18 protein-coding genes and 1 tRNA gene are annotated in these 19,133 nt (G+C 63.7%); 9 read left to right on the top strand and 10 right to left on the bottom strand.

The features are described from left to right. Positions 1 to 57: 57 nt before the first annotated feature. The 7 genes from F3H13_RS07935 (at position 58) to moaA (ending at position 6,668) form a co-directional block, all read left to right on the top strand. Positions 58 to 1,560: a phytoene desaturase family protein gene (locus F3H13_RS07935; RefSeq protein WP_149798504.1), complete on the top strand. Its 1,503-nt coding sequence runs from the start codon at positions 58 to 60 to the stop codon at positions 1,558 to 1,560. After that, on the top strand, positions 1,557 to 2,519 hold the full coding sequence (locus F3H13_RS07930; RefSeq protein ID WP_149798503.1) for a prenyltransferase: 963 nt from the start codon (positions 1,557 to 1,559) through the stop codon (positions 2,517 to 2,519). The genes F3H13_RS07935 and F3H13_RS07930 overlap by 4 nt, the downstream gene beginning before the upstream one ends. Continuing rightward, positions 2,516 to 3,451 (top strand): bisanhydrobacterioruberin hydratase, encoded by a 936-nt coding sequence (cruF, locus tag F3H13_RS07925; protein ID WP_149798502.1) that lies wholly within the window; start codon positions 2,516 to 2,518, stop codon positions 3,449 to 3,451. Before F3H13_RS07930 ends, cruF begins: the two co-directional genes overlap by 4 nt. 125 nt (positions 3,452 to 3,576) lie before the next feature. Further along, positions 3,577 to 4,134, top strand: coding sequence for a diadenylate cyclase (locus tag F3H13_RS07920; RefSeq protein ID WP_149798501.1), 558 nt, complete (start codon positions 3,577 to 3,579; stop codon positions 4,132 to 4,134). Positions 4,135 to 4,259: 125 nt separating this feature from the next. Then, entirely contained in the window at positions 4,260 to 4,685 is a 426-nt protein-coding gene (locus F3H13_RS07915) for a universal stress protein (protein ID WP_149798500.1), read from the top strand. Positions 4,686 to 4,780: 95 nt separating this feature from the next. Next, positions 4,781 to 5,548 (top strand): MBL fold metallo-hydrolase, encoded by a 768-nt coding sequence (locus F3H13_RS07910; RefSeq protein ID WP_149798499.1) that lies wholly within the window; start codon positions 4,781 to 4,783, stop codon positions 5,546 to 5,548. Between the two features lie 115 nt (positions 5,549 to 5,663). Next, positions 5,664 to 6,668, top strand: coding sequence for a GTP 3',8-cyclase MoaA (moaA, locus tag F3H13_RS07905; protein ID WP_149798498.1), 1,005 nt, complete (start codon positions 5,664 to 5,666; stop codon positions 6,666 to 6,668). A 178-nt stretch (positions 6,669 to 6,846) separates the two neighbouring features. Here moaA and F3H13_RS07900 read toward each other — a convergent pair whose 3' ends face one another. From F3H13_RS07900 to F3H13_RS07885, 4 genes are all read right to left on the bottom strand, one after another. After that, entirely contained in the window at positions 6,847 to 8,757 is a 1,911-nt protein-coding gene (locus F3H13_RS07900; protein WP_149798497.1) for a DUF262 domain-containing protein, read from the bottom strand. Positions 8,758 to 8,861: 104 nt separating this feature from the next. Then, positions 8,862 to 10,019 carry a DNA cytosine methyltransferase gene (locus tag F3H13_RS07895; protein ID WP_149798496.1) on the bottom strand — a complete coding sequence of 386 codons (1,158 nt, stop codon included), beginning with the start codon at positions 10,017 to 10,019 and terminating at the stop codon, positions 8,862 to 8,864. An 87-nt stretch (positions 10,020 to 10,106) separates the two neighbouring features. After that, positions 10,107 to 10,997 (bottom strand): PDDEXK family nuclease, encoded by an 891-nt coding sequence (locus tag F3H13_RS07890; RefSeq protein WP_149798495.1) that lies wholly within the window; start codon positions 10,995 to 10,997, stop codon positions 10,107 to 10,109. A 536-nt stretch (positions 10,998 to 11,533) separates the two neighbouring features. Beyond that, positions 11,534 to 11,608 (bottom strand) — tRNA-Arg (locus F3H13_RS07885). 99 nt (positions 11,609 to 11,707) lie between these two features. On the opposite strand from F3H13_RS07885, the gene F3H13_RS07880 reads away from it, so the two are divergent. Both F3H13_RS07880 and F3H13_RS07875 read left to right on the top strand, forming a co-directional pair. Next, the gene (locus F3H13_RS07880; protein ID WP_149798494.1) at positions 11,708 to 12,334 is read left to right on the top strand and encodes an AAA family ATPase; all 627 of its coding nucleotides are present in this window, start codon (positions 11,708 to 11,710) and stop codon (positions 12,332 to 12,334) included. After that, positions 12,331 to 12,783, top strand: coding sequence for an RNA-binding domain-containing protein (locus F3H13_RS07875; protein WP_149798493.1), 453 nt, complete (start codon positions 12,331 to 12,333; stop codon positions 12,781 to 12,783). The genes F3H13_RS07880 and F3H13_RS07875 overlap by 4 nt, the downstream gene beginning before the upstream one ends. Positions 12,784 to 12,820: 37 nt before the next feature. On the opposite strand, the gene F3H13_RS07870 is transcribed toward F3H13_RS07875, so the two are convergent. From F3H13_RS07870 to F3H13_RS07845, 6 genes are all read right to left on the bottom strand, one after another. After that, positions 12,821 to 13,423: a transporter gene (locus tag F3H13_RS07870; protein WP_149798492.1), complete on the bottom strand. Its 603-nt coding sequence runs from the start codon at positions 13,421 to 13,423 to the stop codon at positions 12,821 to 12,823. Between the two features lie 111 nt (positions 13,424 to 13,534). Then, positions 13,535 to 14,128, bottom strand: a complete 594-nt coding sequence (locus tag F3H13_RS07865; RefSeq protein WP_149798491.1) for a GNAT family N-acetyltransferase — start codon at positions 14,126 to 14,128, stop codon at positions 13,535 to 13,537. Positions 14,129 to 14,222: 94 nt separating this feature from the next. After that, a complete protein-coding gene (locus tag F3H13_RS07860) occupies positions 14,223 to 15,155 on the bottom strand; it encodes an alpha/beta hydrolase (RefSeq protein WP_149798490.1) in 933 nt (310 codons plus the stop codon). 80 nt (positions 15,156 to 15,235) lie between these two features. Continuing rightward, on the bottom strand, positions 15,236 to 16,156 hold the full coding sequence (locus tag F3H13_RS07855) for a DMT family transporter (protein ID WP_149798489.1): 921 nt from the start codon (positions 16,154 to 16,156) through the stop codon (positions 15,236 to 15,238). Between the two features lie 89 nt (positions 16,157 to 16,245). Then, positions 16,246 to 16,905 carry an ArsR/SmtB family transcription factor gene (locus tag F3H13_RS07850; RefSeq protein ID WP_149798488.1) on the bottom strand — a complete coding sequence of 220 codons (660 nt, stop codon included), beginning with the start codon at positions 16,903 to 16,905 and terminating at the stop codon, positions 16,246 to 16,248. Between the two features lie 51 nt (positions 16,906 to 16,956). Continuing rightward, positions 16,957 to 18,987, bottom strand: coding sequence for a PKD domain-containing protein (locus F3H13_RS07845; protein ID WP_149798487.1), 2,031 nt, complete (start codon positions 18,985 to 18,987; stop codon positions 16,957 to 16,959). Positions 18,988 to 19,133: the final 146 nt, after the last annotated feature.

Raw genomic sequence — 19,133 nt, 5'->3', positions numbered from 1 at the left:
GCGTCCCCCTCGCCGCGTCTGCCCGGATTTATACCGTCGCCGCTCCTACGATCGCCTATGGACGTGGTCCCGGACATCGACGGCGTTGCCGGCGAGTCGGTCGTCGTGATCGGCGGCGGATTCGGCGGTCTCTCGACGGCCTGTTACCTCGCTGACGGCGGCGCGGACGTCACCCTACTGGAGAAAAACGAGCAGCTCGGCGGCCGCGCCAGCCGGCTCGAAGTCGACGGCTTCCGGTTCGACATGGGGCCGTCGTGGTACCTGATGCCGGACGTCTTCGAGCGCTTCTTCGGCCACTTCGGCCGTTCGCCCGACGAGTTCTACGAGTTAGAGCGGCTCGACCCGCACTACCGCGTGTTCTGGAAGGACGGAGACAAGGTCGACGTGCTGCCGGACCGCGAGAAGAACAGGGAGATATTCGAGTCGTACGAGCCCGGCGCGGGCGAGGCGTTCGACGCGTACCTCGAGGAGTCCCAGCGAACCTACGAGATCGGGATGGAGCACTTCGTCTACGAGGACCGCCCGCGGCTGCGCGACTACGTGGACAAAGACGTCCTCCGCTACTCGTGGGGACTCTCGCTTCTGGGCAAGATGCAGGGACACGTCGAGGACTACTTCGACCACCCGAAGCTCCAGCAGCTGATGCAGTACACCCTCGTGTTCCTCGGCGGCTCGCCGACGAACACGCCGGCGCTGTACAACCTCATGAGCCACGTCGACTACAACATGGGCGTCTACTACCCCGACGGCGGGATCGGCGCCGTCGTCGACGGCATCGTCGAACTCGCCGAGGACCTCGGCGTGGAGTTCGTCACCGACGCCGAGGTGACGGGCATCGAGGGCCGGTACGGCGCCTTCGCGGTCGACACCGAGAATGGTGAGCGCTACCTCGCGGACCGCGTCGTCTCCGACGCCGACTACGCACACACCGAGCAGGCGCTGCTCCCCGAGCGCAAGCGGCAGTACACCGAGGAGTACTGGGAGTCGCGGACGTATGCCCCCTCCGCGTTCCTGCTGTACCTCGGCGTCGAGGGCAACGTGCCGAACCTCGAACACCACACGCTCGTCCTCCCGACCGACTGGGACGAGCACTTCGAGCAGATATTCGACGACCCCGAGTGGCCCGACGACCCCGCCTACTACCTCTGTGTCCCCTCGAAGACCGACGACACGGTCGCGCCGGAGGGCCACAGCAACCTCTTCGCCTTGGTCCCGATCGCGCCGGGGCTGGCAGACACCCCCGAGATCCGCAACCGCTACCGCGACCTCGTCATCGACGACATCGCGGCGAACACCGACACCGACCTCCGGGGTCGGATCGTCGTCGAGGAGACGTTCTCCGTCGACGACTTCGCGGACCGGTACAACAGCTACGCGGGCAGCGCGCTCGGGTTAGCGCACACGCTCACCCAGACGTCGCTGCTCCGCCCGCCGCACACCTCCGACGCGGTCGACGGGCTCTACTTCACTGGGTCGACGACGACGCCCGGTATCGGCGTCCCGATGTGTCTCATCAGCGGGGGGCTGACCGCGGAAGCGATGGCCGACGACGACGTGTGACCAGCGCCGTGAGCGACCAGAACCGATCCGCCGAAGGCGAGGGGAGCCGACCCGCCGACGAGCAGCACCGACCCGCCGGAGAGGATCGGGAGCGGGCCGCCGGGAGCGGGAGCGAGGGCCTCCGCTACCTGTTGGTGCTGTCGCGGCCGCGCTTCTGGCTCTACCTCGCCGGCCCGGTCGCGGTCGGCGTCACCTACGGCATCGGCGACGTGAGCGGCCTGTTCACCCCGACCACCGTCGCGCTCGCGCTCTACTTCCTCGTCCCCGCGAACGTATTCCTCTACGGCGTCAACGACGTGTTTGACGCCGACATCGACGAGCTGAACCCGAAGAAGGCGGGCCGCGAGGCGCGCTGGCAGGGGAGCCGACCGGTGGTCGCCGCCGTCGTCGCGTCCGGCGCGCTGGGGCTCGCGACGCTCGCTATCACGCCGCGGGTCGCGTGGCCGTACCTGCTCGGCTTCCTCGTCTTAGCGGTCGGCTACAGTGCGCCGCCCGCCCGATTCAAGACGACGCCGTTCCTCGACTCGCTGTCGAACGGACTGTATGCGCTCCCCGGCGCGGCGGCGTACGCGACCGTCGCTGGCGCGCACCCGCCGCTCGCGGCGCTCGCCGGGGCGTGGCTCTGGACGATGGGGATGCACACGTTCTCCGCGATCCCGGACATCGAGCCGGACCGGGCCGCGGGGATCGACACGACCGCGACGTTCCTCGGCGAAAGCCGCACGTACGCCTACTGCTTCGCGGCGTGGACCGCCGCGGCCGCCGCGTTCTGGCTCGTCGACCCGCGCCTCGGCGCGCTGCTCGCGGTGTACCCGGTCTTCGTCGCGTGGGTCGCGCGCTCATCCGTCTCGGTCGACCGCGCGTACTGGTGGTTCCCGGCGCTGAACACCGTCGTCGGCACGCTGCTGTCGATGGGCGGCCTCTGGCGGGTGTACCCGCTCTGGGAGGCGCTGCCGTGACCGACAGCGACGGCGGGGGGTCGGAGGGGGGCTCGGCGGGGACCGGATCGGCCGAGAGCGCCGCCGCCCCCGGGACCGCCCCCGGGCTCGACGCGCTCCGCGAGCGCGCGCCGGACACGCGCCGGGAGGCCGAGGCGCTGCTCGACCGGATCGTCCGCGAGAACCGCTTCACCATCGCGGTCGTCTTCCCGCTCGTCGGGGCGATCGCGCTCGTCGGCAGCGCCGAGGGATGGGTGCCGGAGCCGTTCGCGTTCCATCCGTGGTTCGTGCTGTTCGGCGTGATCGTGATGCGCTCGCCGCTGGTGGTCGGCGTGTTACCGACGATCGACCGTCGCGCGCTCGGCTGGATCGGCGTCTTGACCGCGTACACGTACCTCATCGAGTCGGTCGGCGTCGCCACCGGGTGGCCGTACGGCGAGTTCGCGTACACGGTCGACCTCGGACCGATGCTCGGCGGGGTGCCGGTCGCGCTCCCCGTCTTCTTCATCCCGCTCGTGACCAACGCCTACCTGCTGTGTCTGCTGTTGCTCGGGCCGCGCGCCGACAGCGTGTGGGTCCGGCTAGCGACGGTGATCCCGGTCGTCGTCGCGATGGACGTCGTGTTGGACCCCGGCGCGGTGTCGCTCGGGTTCTGGGACTTCGGCGGCGGCGCGTTCTACGGCGTGCCGCTCTCGAACTACGCCGGGTGGGTATTGTCCGCGATCGTCGCGGTCGTCACGCTCGACCGCGCGTTCGCGGCGGTCGGGATCCGCGAGCGCCTCCGCGACTGCGAGTTCATGCTCGACGACATGGTGAGCTTCGTGATCCTCTGGGGTGGCATCAACCTCTGGTTCGGGAACCTCCTGCCCGCGGCGGTCGCGGCCGCGTTCGGCGTCGGCCTCGTCCGCGCCGAGCGCTTCGATACGCGGCTGTTCACGCAGTGGCGGCGGTAGCGGAAGTCCGGGGAAGCGTAACGCTCGCGCGACTCGGTTGCCCTTATATACCGGGGTCGCATTCTTCCGATCGTGATCGACGGCGGCAATCGCGGCGGACGACCGAACCGAGAGGACCGGCGGCGATGAGCGACCTCGCCATCGACTATGGCGACCACGAGCGGGTGCGCGAGGTCGTCGACCGACTGGTCTACTGCGCCGAACACGTCAGCGTCTCCTTCGACGGGTGGGGTGAGCCGCACGTGAAGGGGCCGGGACTGTACTTCGCCGTCATCGGCGACAGCGACTACGGGGCCTACGCGGACCCGATGGGCGACAACCGCTGGCCGCGGGACACCTGCCAGTCCGTCTTCGACGCGGACGGGGTCGCCGCCGCGGCCGAGTCGGTGAGCGTCGCGCAGGACGGCGGCGTCGTCGTCGCGGTCGACGGCGAGGTCGAAAGTCAGATGGTTCGGTTCCGCGACCTCGGCACTCGCGACGAGGAGGCCGACCTCGTCGACGACGTGAGCTACGAGCCGTGGATGGGATCGCGGCATATGAGCGCGATCGAGACCTCCGTCCGGCCGGAGGTCGTCGCGACGGTGACGCTGAGCGAGGAGACCGGCCGCGTCAGCGTCTTCCGCGACGGCGAGGCCGACACGATGAAACGCGGGGCGCTCGGCGGCCGCTGGCGCGGCGAGTAGCGCGCCCCGCCTCCGGCGCCGGCTCGGCGGCGCGGCGCTCCCGGACGGCAGCTCGGCGGCGCGGCGCTCCCGAACGCCGACACCGAGGCCCCACCGTTAAGCCGATACCGGGCGAACGCTCGCGCATGTACGACGAGATTCTGGTGCCGACCGACGGAAGCGAAGCAGTCGACCGCGCGCTCGACCACGCGCTCCGGCTCGCGACGGACCACGACGCGACGATCCACGCGCTGTACGTCGTCGACCAGCGAGTCACCACCGCCAACTCGGGAGACCTCCACGAGGAGATAGTCGAAGACCTCGAATCGCAGGGCGACGCCGCGGTCGCGGCGGTCGCCGACGCGGCGAGCGAGGCCGGCCTCGACGCCGAGACGCACGTCGCGCACGGCACGCCGGACGCCGAGATCGTCGCGTACGCCGAGGAGAACGGGATCGACGTGATCGTGATGAGCCCGGAGGGGAAGACGCCGCGCGAGCGGATTCAGTCGCTCGGCAGCGTCTCCGACCGCGTCGCCGACGACGCGTCGGTGCCGGTGTTCCTCATCAAGTAGTCCGCTCGTCAGGCGTCCCCGAGCGGACCGACCGCCCCCCGGCCGCTCGCCGCGCGTCCGAGCCAATTAGGTGGGTCCAGCCGCGATCCGTCCCCATGGAACTCACCGTGCTCGGGTCCGGCAGCGCGATGCCGGTCCCCGACCGCGCGCAGGCCGGCTACCTCCTCGACGACGGCGACCGGTCGCTGCTCGTCGACTGCGGCAGCGGCGTCCTCCAGCGCCTCGCCGGCACCGAGACGGGCTACGAGGGCGTCTCGACGGTCCTCCTCACCCACCACCACCTCGACCACGTCGCGGCGCTCCTCCCGCTCTTGAAGGCGCGCTGGCTCGCCGGCGAGGAGCACCTCGAAGTTGTCGGCCCCGCGGGCACGAAGTCGCTCGTCGACGGCCTGCTCGACGTTCACGACTACCTCGACGGGCGGATCGACCTAGCGGTCCGCGAGGTGTCGGCGTCGCGCCCGTTCGCCGCCGGCGGGTTCGACGTGGCGGCCCGTGAGACGCGCCACTCGATGGACGGGTTCGCCTACCGCTTCTCGCCGCCGAGTTCGGACGCGGCGCCGGCTGAGGGGCCGCTCGCGCTCTCGGGCGACACCGAAGCGTTCGCGGGAATGGCGCGGTTCGCGGACGGCGCGGATCTCTTGGTTCACGACTGCTCGTTCCCGGACGACGTCGACGTGTCGAACCACCCGAACCCGACGAGCCTCGGCGAGTCGCTCGCGGACGCGGAGATCGGGACGCTCCTCCTCTCGCACCTCTACCCGCACACCGGCGGCCGCGAGCGCGAGATGGCGGACGGCGTCCGCGAGGCGGGCTTCGACGGCGAGGTGCGGGCCGCGACCGACGGGCTCCGCGTGGAGCTTTGAGGTCGGACTCGTCGCCGGTTGCTCGCCGCGCTGTGACCGCGACGTAACCACTGGCTGTTACGTACTCACACGTTCGACCCGGATATTTAAGCGCGCGTAGTCGCTTCCCTCTGCCATGGCCGGCCTACTCGCGGACGACTTCGGACGGGAGGTGACGGGGGTGCGTATCTCGCTCACCGACCGGTGTAACTTCGACTGCGTCTACTGCCACAACGAGGGGCTTGGCGACACGCGCGGGCCGATGGAGCCAAGCGACGAGGAGATGAGCGCCGACGACGTGGTCCGCTTCTTAGAGGTCGTCGAGGGGTACGGCGTCGACGCCGTGAAGTTCACCGGCGGCGAGCCGATGCTCCGACAGGACTTAGAGGAGATCATCGAGCGCACGCCCGACTCGATGGAGGTCTCGATGACGACGAACGGCACCTTCCTCCCCGGGCGCGCGGAAGACCTGAAGGCCGCCGGCCTCGACCGCGTCAACGTCTCGCAGGACGCGCTCGACCCGGACGACTTCGCAGAGGTGACCAAATCGGGCGCTTACGAGAAGGTCCTCGAGGGCGTGAAGGCCGCCGTCGACGCCGGGCTCGACCCCGTGAAGCTCAACATGGTCGTGTTCACGCACACCGCGGGCTACGTCGAGGAGATGGTCGAGCACGTCGCCGACAACGAGGGGCTCCAGCTCCAGCTCATCCAGTACATGCCGGAGCTGACCGGCAAGCCGGAGTGGAACGTCGACATCGGGCGCGTCCACGACTGGCTCGCGGAGAAGGCCGACCGCGTCGAACACCGCGAGATGCACGACCGGAAGCGCTACTTCGTCGGTGAGGAGAGCGACGACGAGACGGGCGGCATGGTCGAGATCGTCGACCCCGTCGAGAACGAGGAGTTTTGCGCCAACTGCGGCCGCGTCCGCGTCACCCACGAGGGCTACCTGAAGGGGTGTCTCAACCGCAACGACGACCTCCGCTCGATGGGCGAGATGACCCGCGAGGAAATCGCGGCAACCTTCGAGGAAGTGGTAGCGAACCGCGTGCCCTACTACGGCGAGTACCTGGTCGAGGGCGAGGACGGCGAGTACGAACTGAACGAGAAGTACTTGGGGACGCCGAGCGCGGCGGACTGAGGTAATTTCTACAACAGGCCCATCGCTGTCGGAGTCGTTGCTTTCGAACTGTTCACAACCGTCAGGCAGCGTCGGTTTTCCAGTCGATATCTCTGATTGTTATACGAAAATGATACTACTGGAGTCCGCTAATGGTGAAGCTATTTTGTACCCCAATAGTAACGGAAGTATCCAGAGTCTATGACTGAACTTCTTCTGTGACGGCTTCAATTATTTTTTTCTCACGAGCCTCGACGAATTCCTGATAATTCTCGACTGAGGGGTACTCGTCAGGGAAGTTGTTGACCCGTTTGATTTCGTCCTTCTCTACGTCACCAAGGCCATTCTGTAGCCATTTGATGGGTGGTTTATCACTCTTCTGGCGGTTCTTTTCACGGGGTAGCAATTGTAGGTTCCCGATGCGGTGGATGTTGATCTCCTCTTCATCAACACCGAGCTCGTTGGCGATCTCGCTTGCTCTGGCTTCGGGGTAGATGTGATCAACTTCGAGTTTGTCGACTGACGTATATTGTGCGTACGGGGTCGATAAATCCAGAATAGCTGCGACATCCCAATTTGAGAAGATACTGCTTGAGGTGGCATTCTGGTACTCTGCTTGTTCAACAATATTTTCCACTATCTCAGCGGTGATCTCAGCGTCCACGTAGTCCATGAGATAGTCTAAGACTTCATCAGTTGGGAATATCGTGTAATCCTTGTCTATATTTTCGTGGATAAAATTAGAGATGCGAGTTGCTTCAACCCGACTAATTGAACCTTTGGAGGATTTCAATAGTAGTAGTCTCGAGAGGAGATTGTATATTGATCTGAGATTCTCCTCATTATCAGGATCTGCATTAGGATTGTAGTAATAGAATTTGCCGAGTGCAGCGATGATCGCCATTGTGGACATTGAGCCGGAAGTGAATCCGAGTTTGGTAACTGATTTCAATGCTGCATCGAGACCGTAACAGAACCATATTCCGTCTCCTGACTCATGCTTAGAGACTTTAGGACCATCTCTAAGCCATTTATCCCTGATTTCAAGTAACTCAGATTCACCAAGTTCTGTGACCGGATTTGTCTTTAGTGTCTTTCCAATAATGTACATCGAGTACCGCATAAAGAGCTCTCGGTCAATTTTCGTATTGTATGCTTCATATTCCTGCTGGAAGCTTGGTACCCACTTCTCGGTCAGTTCTCTGGGATTTATTTTCTCGTCCTCGGGTTCTGAGAAAGGCCAGGTGCTCATCATCCTAGAAAGGAGCAATTGGTGGGGATCAGGGTCCTCACCCTCGATATTGATACGTTGGAATATCTCTTTAATATCGGACGCCTCTTTTTTCACTTCTTCGCTCTTAATTTTCTCATTTAGTATTTGGGATTTGATTTCGGGGATGACGCGAGATCGAATTTCTTTCAAATGTCGTCGACGCTCCTCCGATAAATTCGCCTTATTTAGTTCTTCATCTGTAATATCCATCAATTCCTTTGAGCTTTTGACCTCACGATTCTCATTCATCATATTAGGTAGGGGGAACCAATATCGTTCTATTCCTTTAGTATTCTCTGTAAATCCGAAACCAGACTTGTCATCAAAATCATCTGTGTGTTTGAATTCAAACTCAAAATCACCAGATAGTTGATCGTCATTAAAGTCTGGATGACCGAGAAGATTGACACACAGTTCTCTAGATGACCAGTGTTGGATATTCGAGCGTTTTCCTCCCTTTCCCTTTGTATATCGGATTCGCTGTCCAACAAGTCCAATGAATAGAGATGTTAGACGCTGCTGACCGTCAATTACGAGATAACTAAGGTTTGATTGGTCTTTGCTCGCCTCCTCATTATATTTCCTGTAGCCCTTCTCCCGTAGGGATTCTGGTACAGCGCGTCGATCGTCGACGTACTTCTGGATGAACTTATACGGATAATAATCGGTATCGGTGTGTGCGACGTCCCACTGCGTAATTTGGCCGACTGGATACCCACGAATTAGAGAGTCAAAGAGTTTCTCCGTCTGCTTTTCAGACCAGACATACTCTCGTTGGAGTCCGGGAAGGAAGATTCTCTTGTTTATATCCTGGATATAGTCCGATATCTCTGGCATACCATATTTAACAGTTTCTTAAACACTTATATTTTGCGTGATATTCTAACCGTACTTCCATAAATTCTCCAAACTCCTACAGGCGGCAGCTTCGCAATCCTAATCTATGACTGTGCGACCTTTTTCTCTCCAAGTAGAGTTACACGAATCTCTCTTCCAAGGGCTTCTGCGAGGAGGGGTGGCACAGCGTTTCCAACTTGAGAATACTGTGGTAATGCTGTACTCCGCCGTTTACCCCCCGTTGTTCTCGGGCCTTTGAACTCGAACCAGTCGGGGAATGATTGTATACGGGCTAACTCACGCACGGTCGGAATTCGGTTCTGCTCGTAGTGGATGAAGTCTTCTGGTAGCGTTGTAACTGTATTTGTCGGAGCCTCTGGATCCCACTTCTGAATGGTGTGTTTCTTAGTCTTGATCTTATCGGCCCCAATTCTGGATTCGACATCATCCACTGATTCACCCGGCCTGAACTTGGCGAATCGCTCCTGTATTCGCTCACTGTGATTGGGCGCTTTGTGATTATATAGTTCGGATTGGTCACCTCGCATTCGCTCTTGATAATCTGTTTCAGGGTCTCGCTTATATTCTAAACTCTCTTCGCCCACCCCAAGGAATGCCAGATCGTTAACTGCGGACTTAGTTGTGACGTATGGTTTAAAATCGCTATCAGCGTCGTACTCTGTAACACGCTTCTGCTTTGATCCTGTATGTGACTGTTCTGGCCGAGAAACTTTCTCACCATTCTGATATCCGATGAAAAACACCCGTTCTCGGAGTTGAGGGACTCCGTAATTCGCCGCGTTGAGCCTCATATAGTCCGTATTGTAGCCGAGTTCGTCTGTATGTTCTAGGATTTGTTGTTTAAAAGCCCCATCGTGCATTGACAGTATCCCTTTAACGTTCTCCATCAGGATGGCATCTGGTTGAATCTCCTCAACAATTTCCAAATACTGGCGAAAGAGGTCATTCCGCGGGTCATCAACATCAAATGGGCCGGCTGTGCTAAATCCTTTACAGGGCGGGCCCCCTACAACCAGATCGACTTCATCTGGTTCGAAGTTTCCACGCTCAAAGAACTCGTTAGGAGAGAGGTCACGGATATCTTTGGTGACACATTCCGAGCCAATGTTCTCCTTATAAGTCTTCGCTGCAGTCTCGTGAATATCTGTGGCGGCAAGCACCTCGAGGCCTGCCCGCTGCATACCGAGACTGAGCCCACCAGCCCCGCTGAATAAGTCAATACACGTCAGCGACTCGCCCATGCTACCAATCGATAATCTCCGACCAGGTATAACGGTTTTCGTCCGAAGTCCTATTTTTTATCTATGTGGTTTCGCTGTTTTAGAGGACTAATCGAAATAGCTGGGCAGTTCTTCTGTAATAAACGTCTCGTAGCTGATAATTTTGTTCCTGTTTGGATACCGATCGGCTTCTTTGTCAATTGCGATTAATTTCGCGCCTGCGTCTGCGATTTGGTCCAACCGATCTGCGGTGATATCTTCAGAATCGTTGTTACTGATTGCATCTGCCCCCGCCGCTGTGACTAGATAGTTCGGCATGTTGTCGGGGCCAGGCAAGGTAGCACGAAAACGATCCTTGAGAGTTGTATGGAATCCAAAATAAATCTCCTTTGCTTCGTCTTCATTTTCTGGAGAGAATATTAGAATATAACCACTCCCCTCACTGGTCTGTGACCGAAGATTATAGCCAGATATCTCTACGAGGTTGATGAATTGCTGTCGAAAAGCGCCCCCAGCACGCTTGAAACTGGACTGGCCCGCAGACTGGACAATTGGCTTGATCAAGTAGTAGAGTTCCGGGATCGCACGCTTGAAAACTTCCGAGAAGTCGTCATGAGCGTTGAACTCTTGCTCAATGTCGCGAAACGTCTCTCGAATTGCGGAGTATTCCGTAAGCTCAGGGTCTCCAGATTTTGCGTAGGATGAGACAGTAGCTTGTCCGGAGTTGTATTCCTCTTCAAGAAATTTGACCAGAGCTTGAGGATAGACCTCATTTGACCTACTTTCGAAGATATCCGTCTCATAGCCAATTAGGCCGATAATGACTTCACTAAAATGGTTTTGGAGGTACTCTGCTGTAATTTCACGATTATTCTCCTCGAACTTCTCAATCGCCTTCTCACTTGTTTCCTGAACCGATTCGTTGACCCTCTCTCTCAGATCTTTCAGGTAGCCGTCTCCTTGAAGCTCGTTCTTGATTTCTTCCGGGCGATTAGACATATTGGTTATCTAAAGAGACTCAGCGGAACGTGAAAAGTCTCTGGGAATATCCTAGTTCATCTCGGTCGCCCAAAGCGCTGAGTAGGAACCAATAACCGAGTCACACAGCAAAGAACACACTCATCACAAAACTGTTTGATCGGCTTCCGGCGGACCTCACGGACCGCAAGGTCGTCGACCGCTTGGAGCGACTGACGACTCCAGAGTCGAAAAAATGGCCGAGATAGTGTCGGATCCGAGGGGAAGTTGATGGACAGAATCCAAATAACGGATTCTAGCTCAGATTGAGAATATAGTAGTAAATCGCCTTTTGAAGCCGTTTATTGGAGTTTGGGACAACCCAAGAACCAACGGTTTCGGCACGGGCACAGTGGGATTCGAACCAAAATCAGACGTGCTCGCTCACTGCTCGCGGCTTCGCCGCTCGCTTTTCGAGGTGCTCGCTTCGCTCGCACCTCGCACCGCTCGCTGCGCGCGACTGATAGGGTTCGAATCCCCTGCGTGCCGGTTCGCTCGTCGCTTCGCTCCTCGCTGTACGGGCACAGTGGGATTCGAACCCACGACCGTCGGATTAGAAGTCCGACGCTCTATCCGGGCTGAGCTATGTGCCCTCATCAACTCCTGATCCCCCAGTCTAAAAAACGCCCGCGGTTCGCGCCGCCCGCGGGCCAACAGCAGACCTAAGTCCGCGAGCGGAGTATCCGCCGGTAATGAACGTCATCGGAACCGTCGGCCTCCCCGGCAGCGGAAAGGGGGAGGCGGCGAACGTGGCCGAGGCGGCGGACATCCCCGTCGTCGTCATGGGCGACGTGATCCGCGCCGAGTGTCGCCGCCGCGGGCTCGACCCGGCGCAACACCACGGGCGGATGGCCGGCACGCTCCGCGAGGAGGAGGGCGACGACGCCATCGCCGCGCGGACGCTCCCCCGCATTCGGGAGGCCGCGGCCGAGAGCGACCGCGGCGAGACCGTCCTCGTCGACGGCCTCCGCTCGACCGTCGAGCTCGAACGCTTCCGCGAGGCGTTCGGCGACGACTTCACGCTCGTCGCGATCCGTGCCCCGTTCGAGGTCCGCGCCGAGCGCCTCGACGAGCGCGGCCGCGACGACTCAGACTCCGACCTGGAGGCGCTCCGCGAACGCGACGAACGCGAGATCGACCTCGGGCTCGGCGAGACCTTAGAGCTGGCCGACGTGGAGATCGACAACACCGACAGCCTCGCGGCGTTCCGCGAGCGCGTCCGCGAGGTGTTGGGAGTCGAGGACGCCGACGCCGGCGAGACTCCCGACGCCGTCGACGCCGACCCCGAGGCGCCCGAGGCCGGGGGTGACGGCGCGTGATCTACAGCGTCGACGTCCGGATCGAGGCGCCGGTCCACGACACGGAGGTGACCGACCGGGTCGCGGACGCGGTCGAGAACGTCTTCCCCGACGCCGAGCCGGTCCACAAAGAGGGGCGGCTCGTCTCCGAGACGCACAGCCTCGACGCGTTCTCCGACGTCCTCCACGAACAGGAGATCCTCGACACCGCCCGGCGCGTCTTCCGGCAGAACAGCACCGACGAGGGGTTCGCCTTCTCCCTGAAGAAGCAGGCGGCGCTCGAAGGCGTCGTCAACTTTGCGGTCGGCGAACCCGACGAGCTCGGCGAGATCGACGTCGAGGTACGCGTCCGCGAGCCGGACGTGGAGTCGTTCATCAACTACGTCGCGCCCGAGACCGACGAGGGGCAGCCCGTCGACCCCGCCCGCGAGTACGGCGACCGGTTCGACCCCGAAGACGAGGCGTACTGAGGCGTTGAACGGCGCGGGGGCGTGTCGACGGTCCGATTCAGTCGCTCAACAGCGACGAGCCCGCGCCGCCGATCGCGCCGAAGACGGCCGGGTAGACGGCGCCGGCGAGGAGGACGGCGGTGACGATGTCGGGGGCCACGCTCCCGTCGCCGACAGAGTACCGGAACAGGAACGCGCCGACGACCGCGAGCGGGAGGTAGCCGGCCGCGACGAGCGCGCCCGAGCGAGCGCCGTCGAGGGGCGAGTCGGCGCCGGCGACCCGACCAGCGACGAGGCCCGCGACGAACAGGAGGACCGGCGGGACGAAGAGCAGGAACCCCGCGCCCTCGGCCTCCATGAGGAGGTTCCGCGAGGACGTGCCGCCGAGCACTCCGGGCGACACGGTCTCGACGAAGTGGGCGTTGTAGAACAGCCAGCCCGACACCTGCCACGCCGAGATGGGGTCGCCCCCGAACAGGTCGGCGAGGAAGTTGAGCCCGGAGAGCCCCTCCTCAATCCGGCCGCTTTGCGTGAGGTAGACGGACAGGTAGCCGAGGAGGTAGGCGGCGGCGCCGGCGACCGCACCCCCGGTCGCCTCTCGGGTGATGCTCGGATCCGAACCGGTCGTCGCGGTCGTTCCACCGGGTGATGACGGGGACATGCGCTCGCTGTCGTTTCGGGCGCCGTAAGTGTTTGTTGGGTCGGGATCGACACCGTAATTCAACGGGAACGACGGTCGAAACCTCCTGATCGCGGCGAAATCCGTCGCCGATCAGGCGGTCGCCTCCCGCCACTCCGCCTGCGAGATCGTGTACCGGACCTCGTCGTGGACGCTGCCGTCAGGGAAGGCGAGCGCGTTGCGGAGGCGCCCCTCCCGCCGCCCGCCGAGCCTGTCGACGTACCGCTCGATCGCGCGCCGCGACTTCTCGTTGTCGAGGTGGTGGCTCACGGCGACGACCTCTAAGTCGAGGTCGTCGAACGCGACCTCGACGAGCGCGGCGGCGCGCTCGCCGGAGTAGCCGCGGCCCCAGAACCGCTTGCGGAGCCACGTACCGAGAAGGGCGGTCCGTTTCTCCCAGTCGACGTGGAAGCCGCCGAAGCCGGCGATCTCGCCGGCGCCGTCCTCGCCTTCGCGGGGTCGGATGACGTAGCCCGCGGCCTCACCCTCCTCGAACCGCTCGCGGTTCCGTTCGAGGAACTCCAGCGTCTCCTTCTTCGTCTCGTGGGGGTCCCAGGTGACGTATTCGGTCACCTCGTCGATGCCGAGATCCGACGAACAGATCCGGTAGCATTCGTCGAGGTCGACGTTTTCGGGGCCGCCGACCTCGAGTCGGAGTCGGTCCGTCTCGATCGTCTCCGGGAACATACCGGCGAAGACGACGACGCGCGAATAAAACCCACCGGCGCTCTGAGAACCGTTCGCACGACGAGCTCGGAGGCTCGCGTCGAACGTCGGGGACTCAGCCGTCGAGCGCGTCAGCGAGGTCGGCGCCGACGCTCGCGACCGCGTCGAGGGCGCGGTCGACCTCCCGCATCGTCATGAACCCGTGAACCATCGCGGGGTAGGTCTCGTACCGCGTCGCCACGCCGTCCGCGACGAGCTTCTCGGCGTACGCCTTTCCACCGTCGCGGAGCGGGTCGAACCCGGCGGTGACGACCGTCGCGGGCGCGACGCCGGAGAGGTCGCCGGCGTTGATCGGGTCGGCGTACGGGTTCCGGCGGTGGATATCGCTCCGGTAGTAGGCCGCCGAGAACCACTCGATATCTTCCCGCGAGAGGACGATCCCGGCGTGTTCGCGGACCGACTCCTGCTCGGGGTCGACGCCGATTCCGGGGTAGAGCAGCGCCTGGTGTTCGATATCGGGACCGTCCCGCTCGGCGGCCATCAGCGCGGTCACGGCCGCGAGGTTGCCGCCGGCGGAGTCGCCCGCGACCGCGACGTCGCCGGTCCCGCGGAGCCGGTCCGTCGACTCCGCGGCCCACTCGACCGCGGCGTACGCGTCCTCAACGGCGGCCGGGAACGGGTGTTCGGGTGCGAGGCGGTACTCGACGGAGAGGACGGCGCAGCCGCTCTCTCGCGTCAGGTGGCGGCAGAGCCGGTCGTGGGTCTCGACGCTCCCGAGGACGAACCCGCCGCCGTGGAAGAAGACGACGGTCGGATAGGGCGGGTCGCCGGAGGGGAGGTACAGGCGCGCGTCGAGATCCCCTTCCGGGCCGGGAACGCTCACCGACTCGGTCGCGCCGACGCTCGGCGGGTTCCGGTTCTGGAGCCGCGTCAGGGGGTCGGTTAGGAGCCGGAGCAGTTTCAGCTTGTAGCCTCCGTGCGGGAGGGGAATCCGCGACTTTCGGGCCGCGGCGCGCTTCGCTTGTGGATCGATCTGGTCGGCGCTCACGCCGTGAGAGTCGTCGCCGAGCCGACAAGACGGTTGCGGCGGGACGGCAGCGGGCCGGGAGGGCGTCGGGGCCGCGGCGGTCAGCCGAGTACGCCGGCCGCCCGCAGTTCGTCGCGGATAGCGTCGCGTTTCACGAGGCCGAAGCCGACACAGATGATCAGGAAGCCGGCGACCGTCGTTGCGGTGATCCCCTCGTCGAGGAGAAGCCAGCCGACGACGGCGGCGAACACCGGCGCGACGTAGGAGACAAGGTTGATCTCGATCGGGCCGAGCCGGTCTAGCAGGTCGAAGTAGATGAGGAAGCCGATCCCGCTGGCGACGACCGAGAGGTAGCCTAGGGCGAGCAGCGACTCCGTCGTCCAGACCGTGTCGACGACCGACTCGCCGAGGCCGAACGCGAGCAGGTGGGTGAGGCCGGCGCCGAGCAGCATCGACCACGCCTCCATCGTCTCGATGGAGATGTCGGCCTTGGAGGCCCGCGAGAGGACGGAGCCGAGCGCGAACGAGGCGGCCGCGAGCAACACGAGCAGCTTCGCGCCCGTGCCGCCGCCGGTCAGGTTCGCGGGGTCCGGGTTCGCGAGGACGACCGCGCCGACGAGCCCGATCGCCAGGCCGAGCGCGCCGACGGCGGTCAGCCGCTCCGCGGGCAGGAGGGCGCGCGCGAACACCGTGGTCAGGAGCGGCGAGAGGCTGACGATGACGGCCGCGACGGCGCTCGTCACCGCCGGGTCGGTCTCGCCGATGAACAGGAACGAGTGGTACGCGGCGATGATGAACACGGCGCCGGAGGCGACTTCCAGCCACTGGTCGCGGCCGCGGGGGATCGGGTCGTCGACCGCGTACGCCGCGTAGGCCAGCATTACGACGCCGGCCACGTCGTACCGGAGCGCCGCGAACGTCACCGGCGGGAAATACGCCAGCCCCGCCTTGATCGCGACGAACGCGGACCCCCAGACGGCGGCGAGGACTAAGAACAGCGAGAGATTTCTGAGGCGGCTCACGTCCGCTCTCTCCCGGCGGCGCGCCAAAAGGTTCCGGAAGCGGTTCGGTTCGCTGGATTCGCCCGGACGGGTGCGGGGGGTTGGGCCCGCTACCGGACCCGGTATCCGTCGGCGTCGCGCGCGACGACGCCGACGTCGGAGAGTTGGCGGAGCGCGCCCTCGACCGTCGACTCCCGCGCGCCGACCTCGTCGGCGACCGCCGCCGGCGTGCCGTCGGTCTCGACCACCGCGGCGATGACGGCCGCGAAGAAGCGGCTGTCGGCCTGCCCGCCGAGGCGCTCGTCGATCTCGGCGAGGGCGTCCTCGACGCGCCCCTGGACCCACCGCTGGGCGAGCGAGAGCTCGCGGTCGAGGTCCTGGAGGCGCGCGAACTCCTCGGCGAGCTCCGCGAGGTCGCCGGTCTCCCCCGACCCGTCGGGGGTCTCGATAGAGAGGTGGGGACAGCGCCCCGACATGTCGAGGCTGTTCTTCGCCGGGTACGCGCTCTTCGCGCCGAAGCCGTACGGCGAGACGCTCACCTCCAGGCGGAGGCTGCGCGCGATCCGGAAGTACTTCCGCCGCTGGTCGTCCGTCGTCGACTCGACAAGACCGGCCTCCTCCAGCTTCCGCAGGTGGTCGATCACCGCCTTCGGGCTCACGTCGAGGTACTCCGAGATCTCCGTGACGTAGCAGGGCTTGGTGGCGAGAAGCCGGAGGATGCGCCGCCGGTTCTCGTTGCCGAGGAGATCGAGCAGTACCGCGGAGTCCATTAACGTCTGGTTAGCGTCGAGAAGGTAAAAGGCTGATCTACCCGAGACGGATCAGTCGGACCGGTCGTCGTCCGCCTCGACCAACCGCTGCCGCAGCAGATGAACCGCTCCGCCGAGGCCCGCGAGCGCCCCGGGAACCCCGAATCCGGGCGTCGAATAGTCGGACCCGTCGGCGTCTTCGGTCTGCCGGCCGTCCGTCGCCTCCTCGACGGTGACCTCGTTCGTGGTCTCCGCCGAGCCCCCGTCGTCGCTCACGACCGAGAGCGTGACCCGATACGTGCCGGGGTCGCCGAACGCGTGCCGCGGGTCGGTGCCCGCGGCGGTGTTCCCGTCGTCGAAGTCCCACGTGAAACTGATGAGCTCGCCGCCCTCCGCGCTCGACTCTCCGGCGTCGAACGCCGCCTCCTCCCCGGCCGACGGCCGACTCGGGGAGACCGTGAACGATGGGGTGATCTCCGGCTCGGCGGACGCATCCTCTGTGTCGCCGTCACCGTCCGCGGTCCGGACGGTCATCTCCAGCGTCGTCTCCCTCGTCGTCCCCTGATCGCTTGTCACCGAGAGCGTCACCCGGTACGACCCGGACTCCTCGTACGCGTGCGTCACGGTCTCACCGGCCGCCGTCTCTCCGTCGCCGAACTCCCACGAGTAGCTCACGAGCTCGCCCGTGTTCGGTCGGGAGTCGCTCGCGTCGAACGTCACGGCGTCGCCGACGCGGGGCTCGGTCGGTGCGGCTTGGATGTCGCCCACGATCCCGAGCCGCTCCCCGAACTCGCCGACGTCCTCTCCGGCGAGACTCCGCCGATGGAACTCGACGAGGTCCTCGGCGTCCGCGGGGCGATGCCCGCGGTCGTCGTAGATCCTGAACTGGGCCTCGATGCCGGCGTCGTCGTACGCCCGCTGACACCGCGGGAACCGGTCGTTGATCATGTCCTCGCCGTAGACCGCCAAAGCCAACTCCCGCAGGTCCTCGCTCCAAGCGTCGTCGTACGGGATCGTGTCGTTGGTGTCTTCGGCCCCCATGTACAGCAGTTGGTTCACCTCGGCGAGCCCGCTGACGTCGACGGGCTCCCCGGTGAGAGCCTCCAGATCCGCGATGCCGACGTGGTACTCCAGTGTGTGCCCGTTCCACTCCTCGCGTGGAAGCAGCGCCATGCCGTTGAGTCCGCCGGCGGTGACCGACAGCACGCGATCGGGGTGTAACACCGCGAACCGGTCCGCGAAGTTCCCGGACGCGGAGAACCCGTTGAGCATGATCTCGTCGGTGAACGCGTACTTGTCGCCCGCCAACCGGTCCTTCGCGTCCTCGACCATCCGCAGGAGCTGTTCGTCGATCCGCTCCAACGGACCGCCGTCGATGGCTACCGTCTGCCTGTCCAACTGATGTGTGTAGTGCGACCAGTCCACCGGCTCCTCGGTCGGACGCGGGAACACTGGCACCAAGAGCGGAACTCCGAGCGCCTCGCTGATCGGCCTCGACGACCCGCGCCGAACGAGCGATTTGGCCGCCGACCTGTGTTCCTCGAAGTCGTCCGTCGCGGTCCCCGTGTTGTTCGATTCGACGAGAATCGGGATGGAGCCGTCGCGCGCCTCGGTCGGGCTGAAGAGGTAGTACGGGTAGTTGAACCCGGACTCGGGGTCCGCTTCGACGAGGCTGATCCCCACCGTCTCGTCGAGCTCCTCGCCGACGGCGACCAACGCCTGTTTCACCGTGATCACCTCCGAGTCGTGGACCGCTCCGTCCCAGAGCCAGGCCTCGAGGACCTGGGTCTCCTCGAGCGGCTCGTCCAACTCGACGGCTAGGTCCGTCTCGTCCGTTCCGGCCGGAAGGGACTCCGTCGCGAAGATGGTGTTGTTGCTCTCGACCTGATCCTGAATCATCAGTGTTCCTTCACTTTCAACCGACACCGACGTGACGGTGATCGAGTCCCCGTCCGACTCCTGCTGCTCGAAAACGAGTCTCCCGCCGCCGTCCTGTGCCGAAACTCTCCCGGTAAAAGGCGTTAAACCGGCCAAAACCGCGGCTCCGGTTCCGGCAGTCTGTAGCAGTCGGCGACGAGTTATCGAGGGGACCGGTTCTGACATGCGAAAATTGTTCGATTTTCGGATAATAAGAATATCGGATAGTTACGTAGAGGTGATAGGTCCGGTGCGCGGTTCCGGTCCCACGCCCTCGAGGGAATCCGCGACTCCCACGCCGCGACCGGCAACGACGGGTCGCGGCGTCCTCG

The organism is Halorubrum xinjiangense, assembly GCF_900102375.1.
GTDB lineage: Archaea > Halobacteriota > Halobacteria > Halobacteriales > Haloferacaceae > Halorubrum > Halorubrum xinjiangense.
Note: the sequence above shows the minus strand (reverse complement) of the source record. Positions and strands in the feature narration are given on the sequence as shown.

Excerpts from the sequence above, each read along its gene's own strand:
- F3H13_RS07870 (WP_149798492.1), bottom strand. The coding sequence starts at position 13,423 with ATGTCCCCGTCATCACCCGGTGGAACGACCGCGACGACCGGTTCGGAT.
- F3H13_RS07850 (WP_149798488.1), bottom strand. The coding sequence starts at position 16,905 with ATGGACTCCGCGGTACTGCTCGATCTCCTCGGCAACGAGAACCGGCGG.
- F3H13_RS07865 (WP_149798491.1), bottom strand. The coding sequence starts at position 14,128 with ATGTTCCCGGAGACGATCGAGACGGACCGACTCCGACTCGAGGTCGGC.
- F3H13_RS07895 (WP_149798496.1), bottom strand. The coding sequence starts at position 10,019 with ATGGGCGAGTCGCTGACGTGTATTGACTTATTCAGCGGGGCTGGTGGG.
- F3H13_RS07920 (WP_149798501.1), top strand. The coding sequence starts at position 3,577 with ATGAGCGACCTCGCCATCGACTATGGCGACCACGAGCGGGTGCGCGAG.
- F3H13_RS07890 (WP_149798495.1), bottom strand. The coding sequence starts at position 10,997 with ATGTCTAATCGCCCGGAAGAAATCAAGAACGAGCTTCAAGGAGACGGC.
- F3H13_RS07900 (WP_149798497.1), bottom strand. The coding sequence starts at position 8,757 with ATGCCAGAGATATCGGACTATATCCAGGATATAAACAAGAGAATCTTC.
- F3H13_RS07910 (WP_149798499.1), top strand. The coding sequence starts at position 4,781 with ATGGAACTCACCGTGCTCGGGTCCGGCAGCGCGATGCCGGTCCCCGAC.
- moaA (WP_149798498.1), top strand. The coding sequence starts at position 5,664 with ATGGCCGGCCTACTCGCGGACGACTTCGGACGGGAGGTGACGGGGGTG.
- F3H13_RS07880 (WP_149798494.1), top strand. The coding sequence starts at position 11,708 with ATGAACGTCATCGGAACCGTCGGCCTCCCCGGCAGCGGAAAGGGGGAG.
- F3H13_RS07935 (WP_149798504.1), top strand. The coding sequence starts at position 58 with ATGGACGTGGTCCCGGACATCGACGGCGTTGCCGGCGAGTCGGTCGTC.
- F3H13_RS07915 (WP_149798500.1), top strand. The coding sequence starts at position 4,260 with ATGTACGACGAGATTCTGGTGCCGACCGACGGAAGCGAAGCAGTCGAC.
- F3H13_RS07845 (WP_149798487.1), bottom strand. The coding sequence starts at position 18,987 with ATGTCAGAACCGGTCCCCTCGATAACTCGTCGCCGACTGCTACAGACT.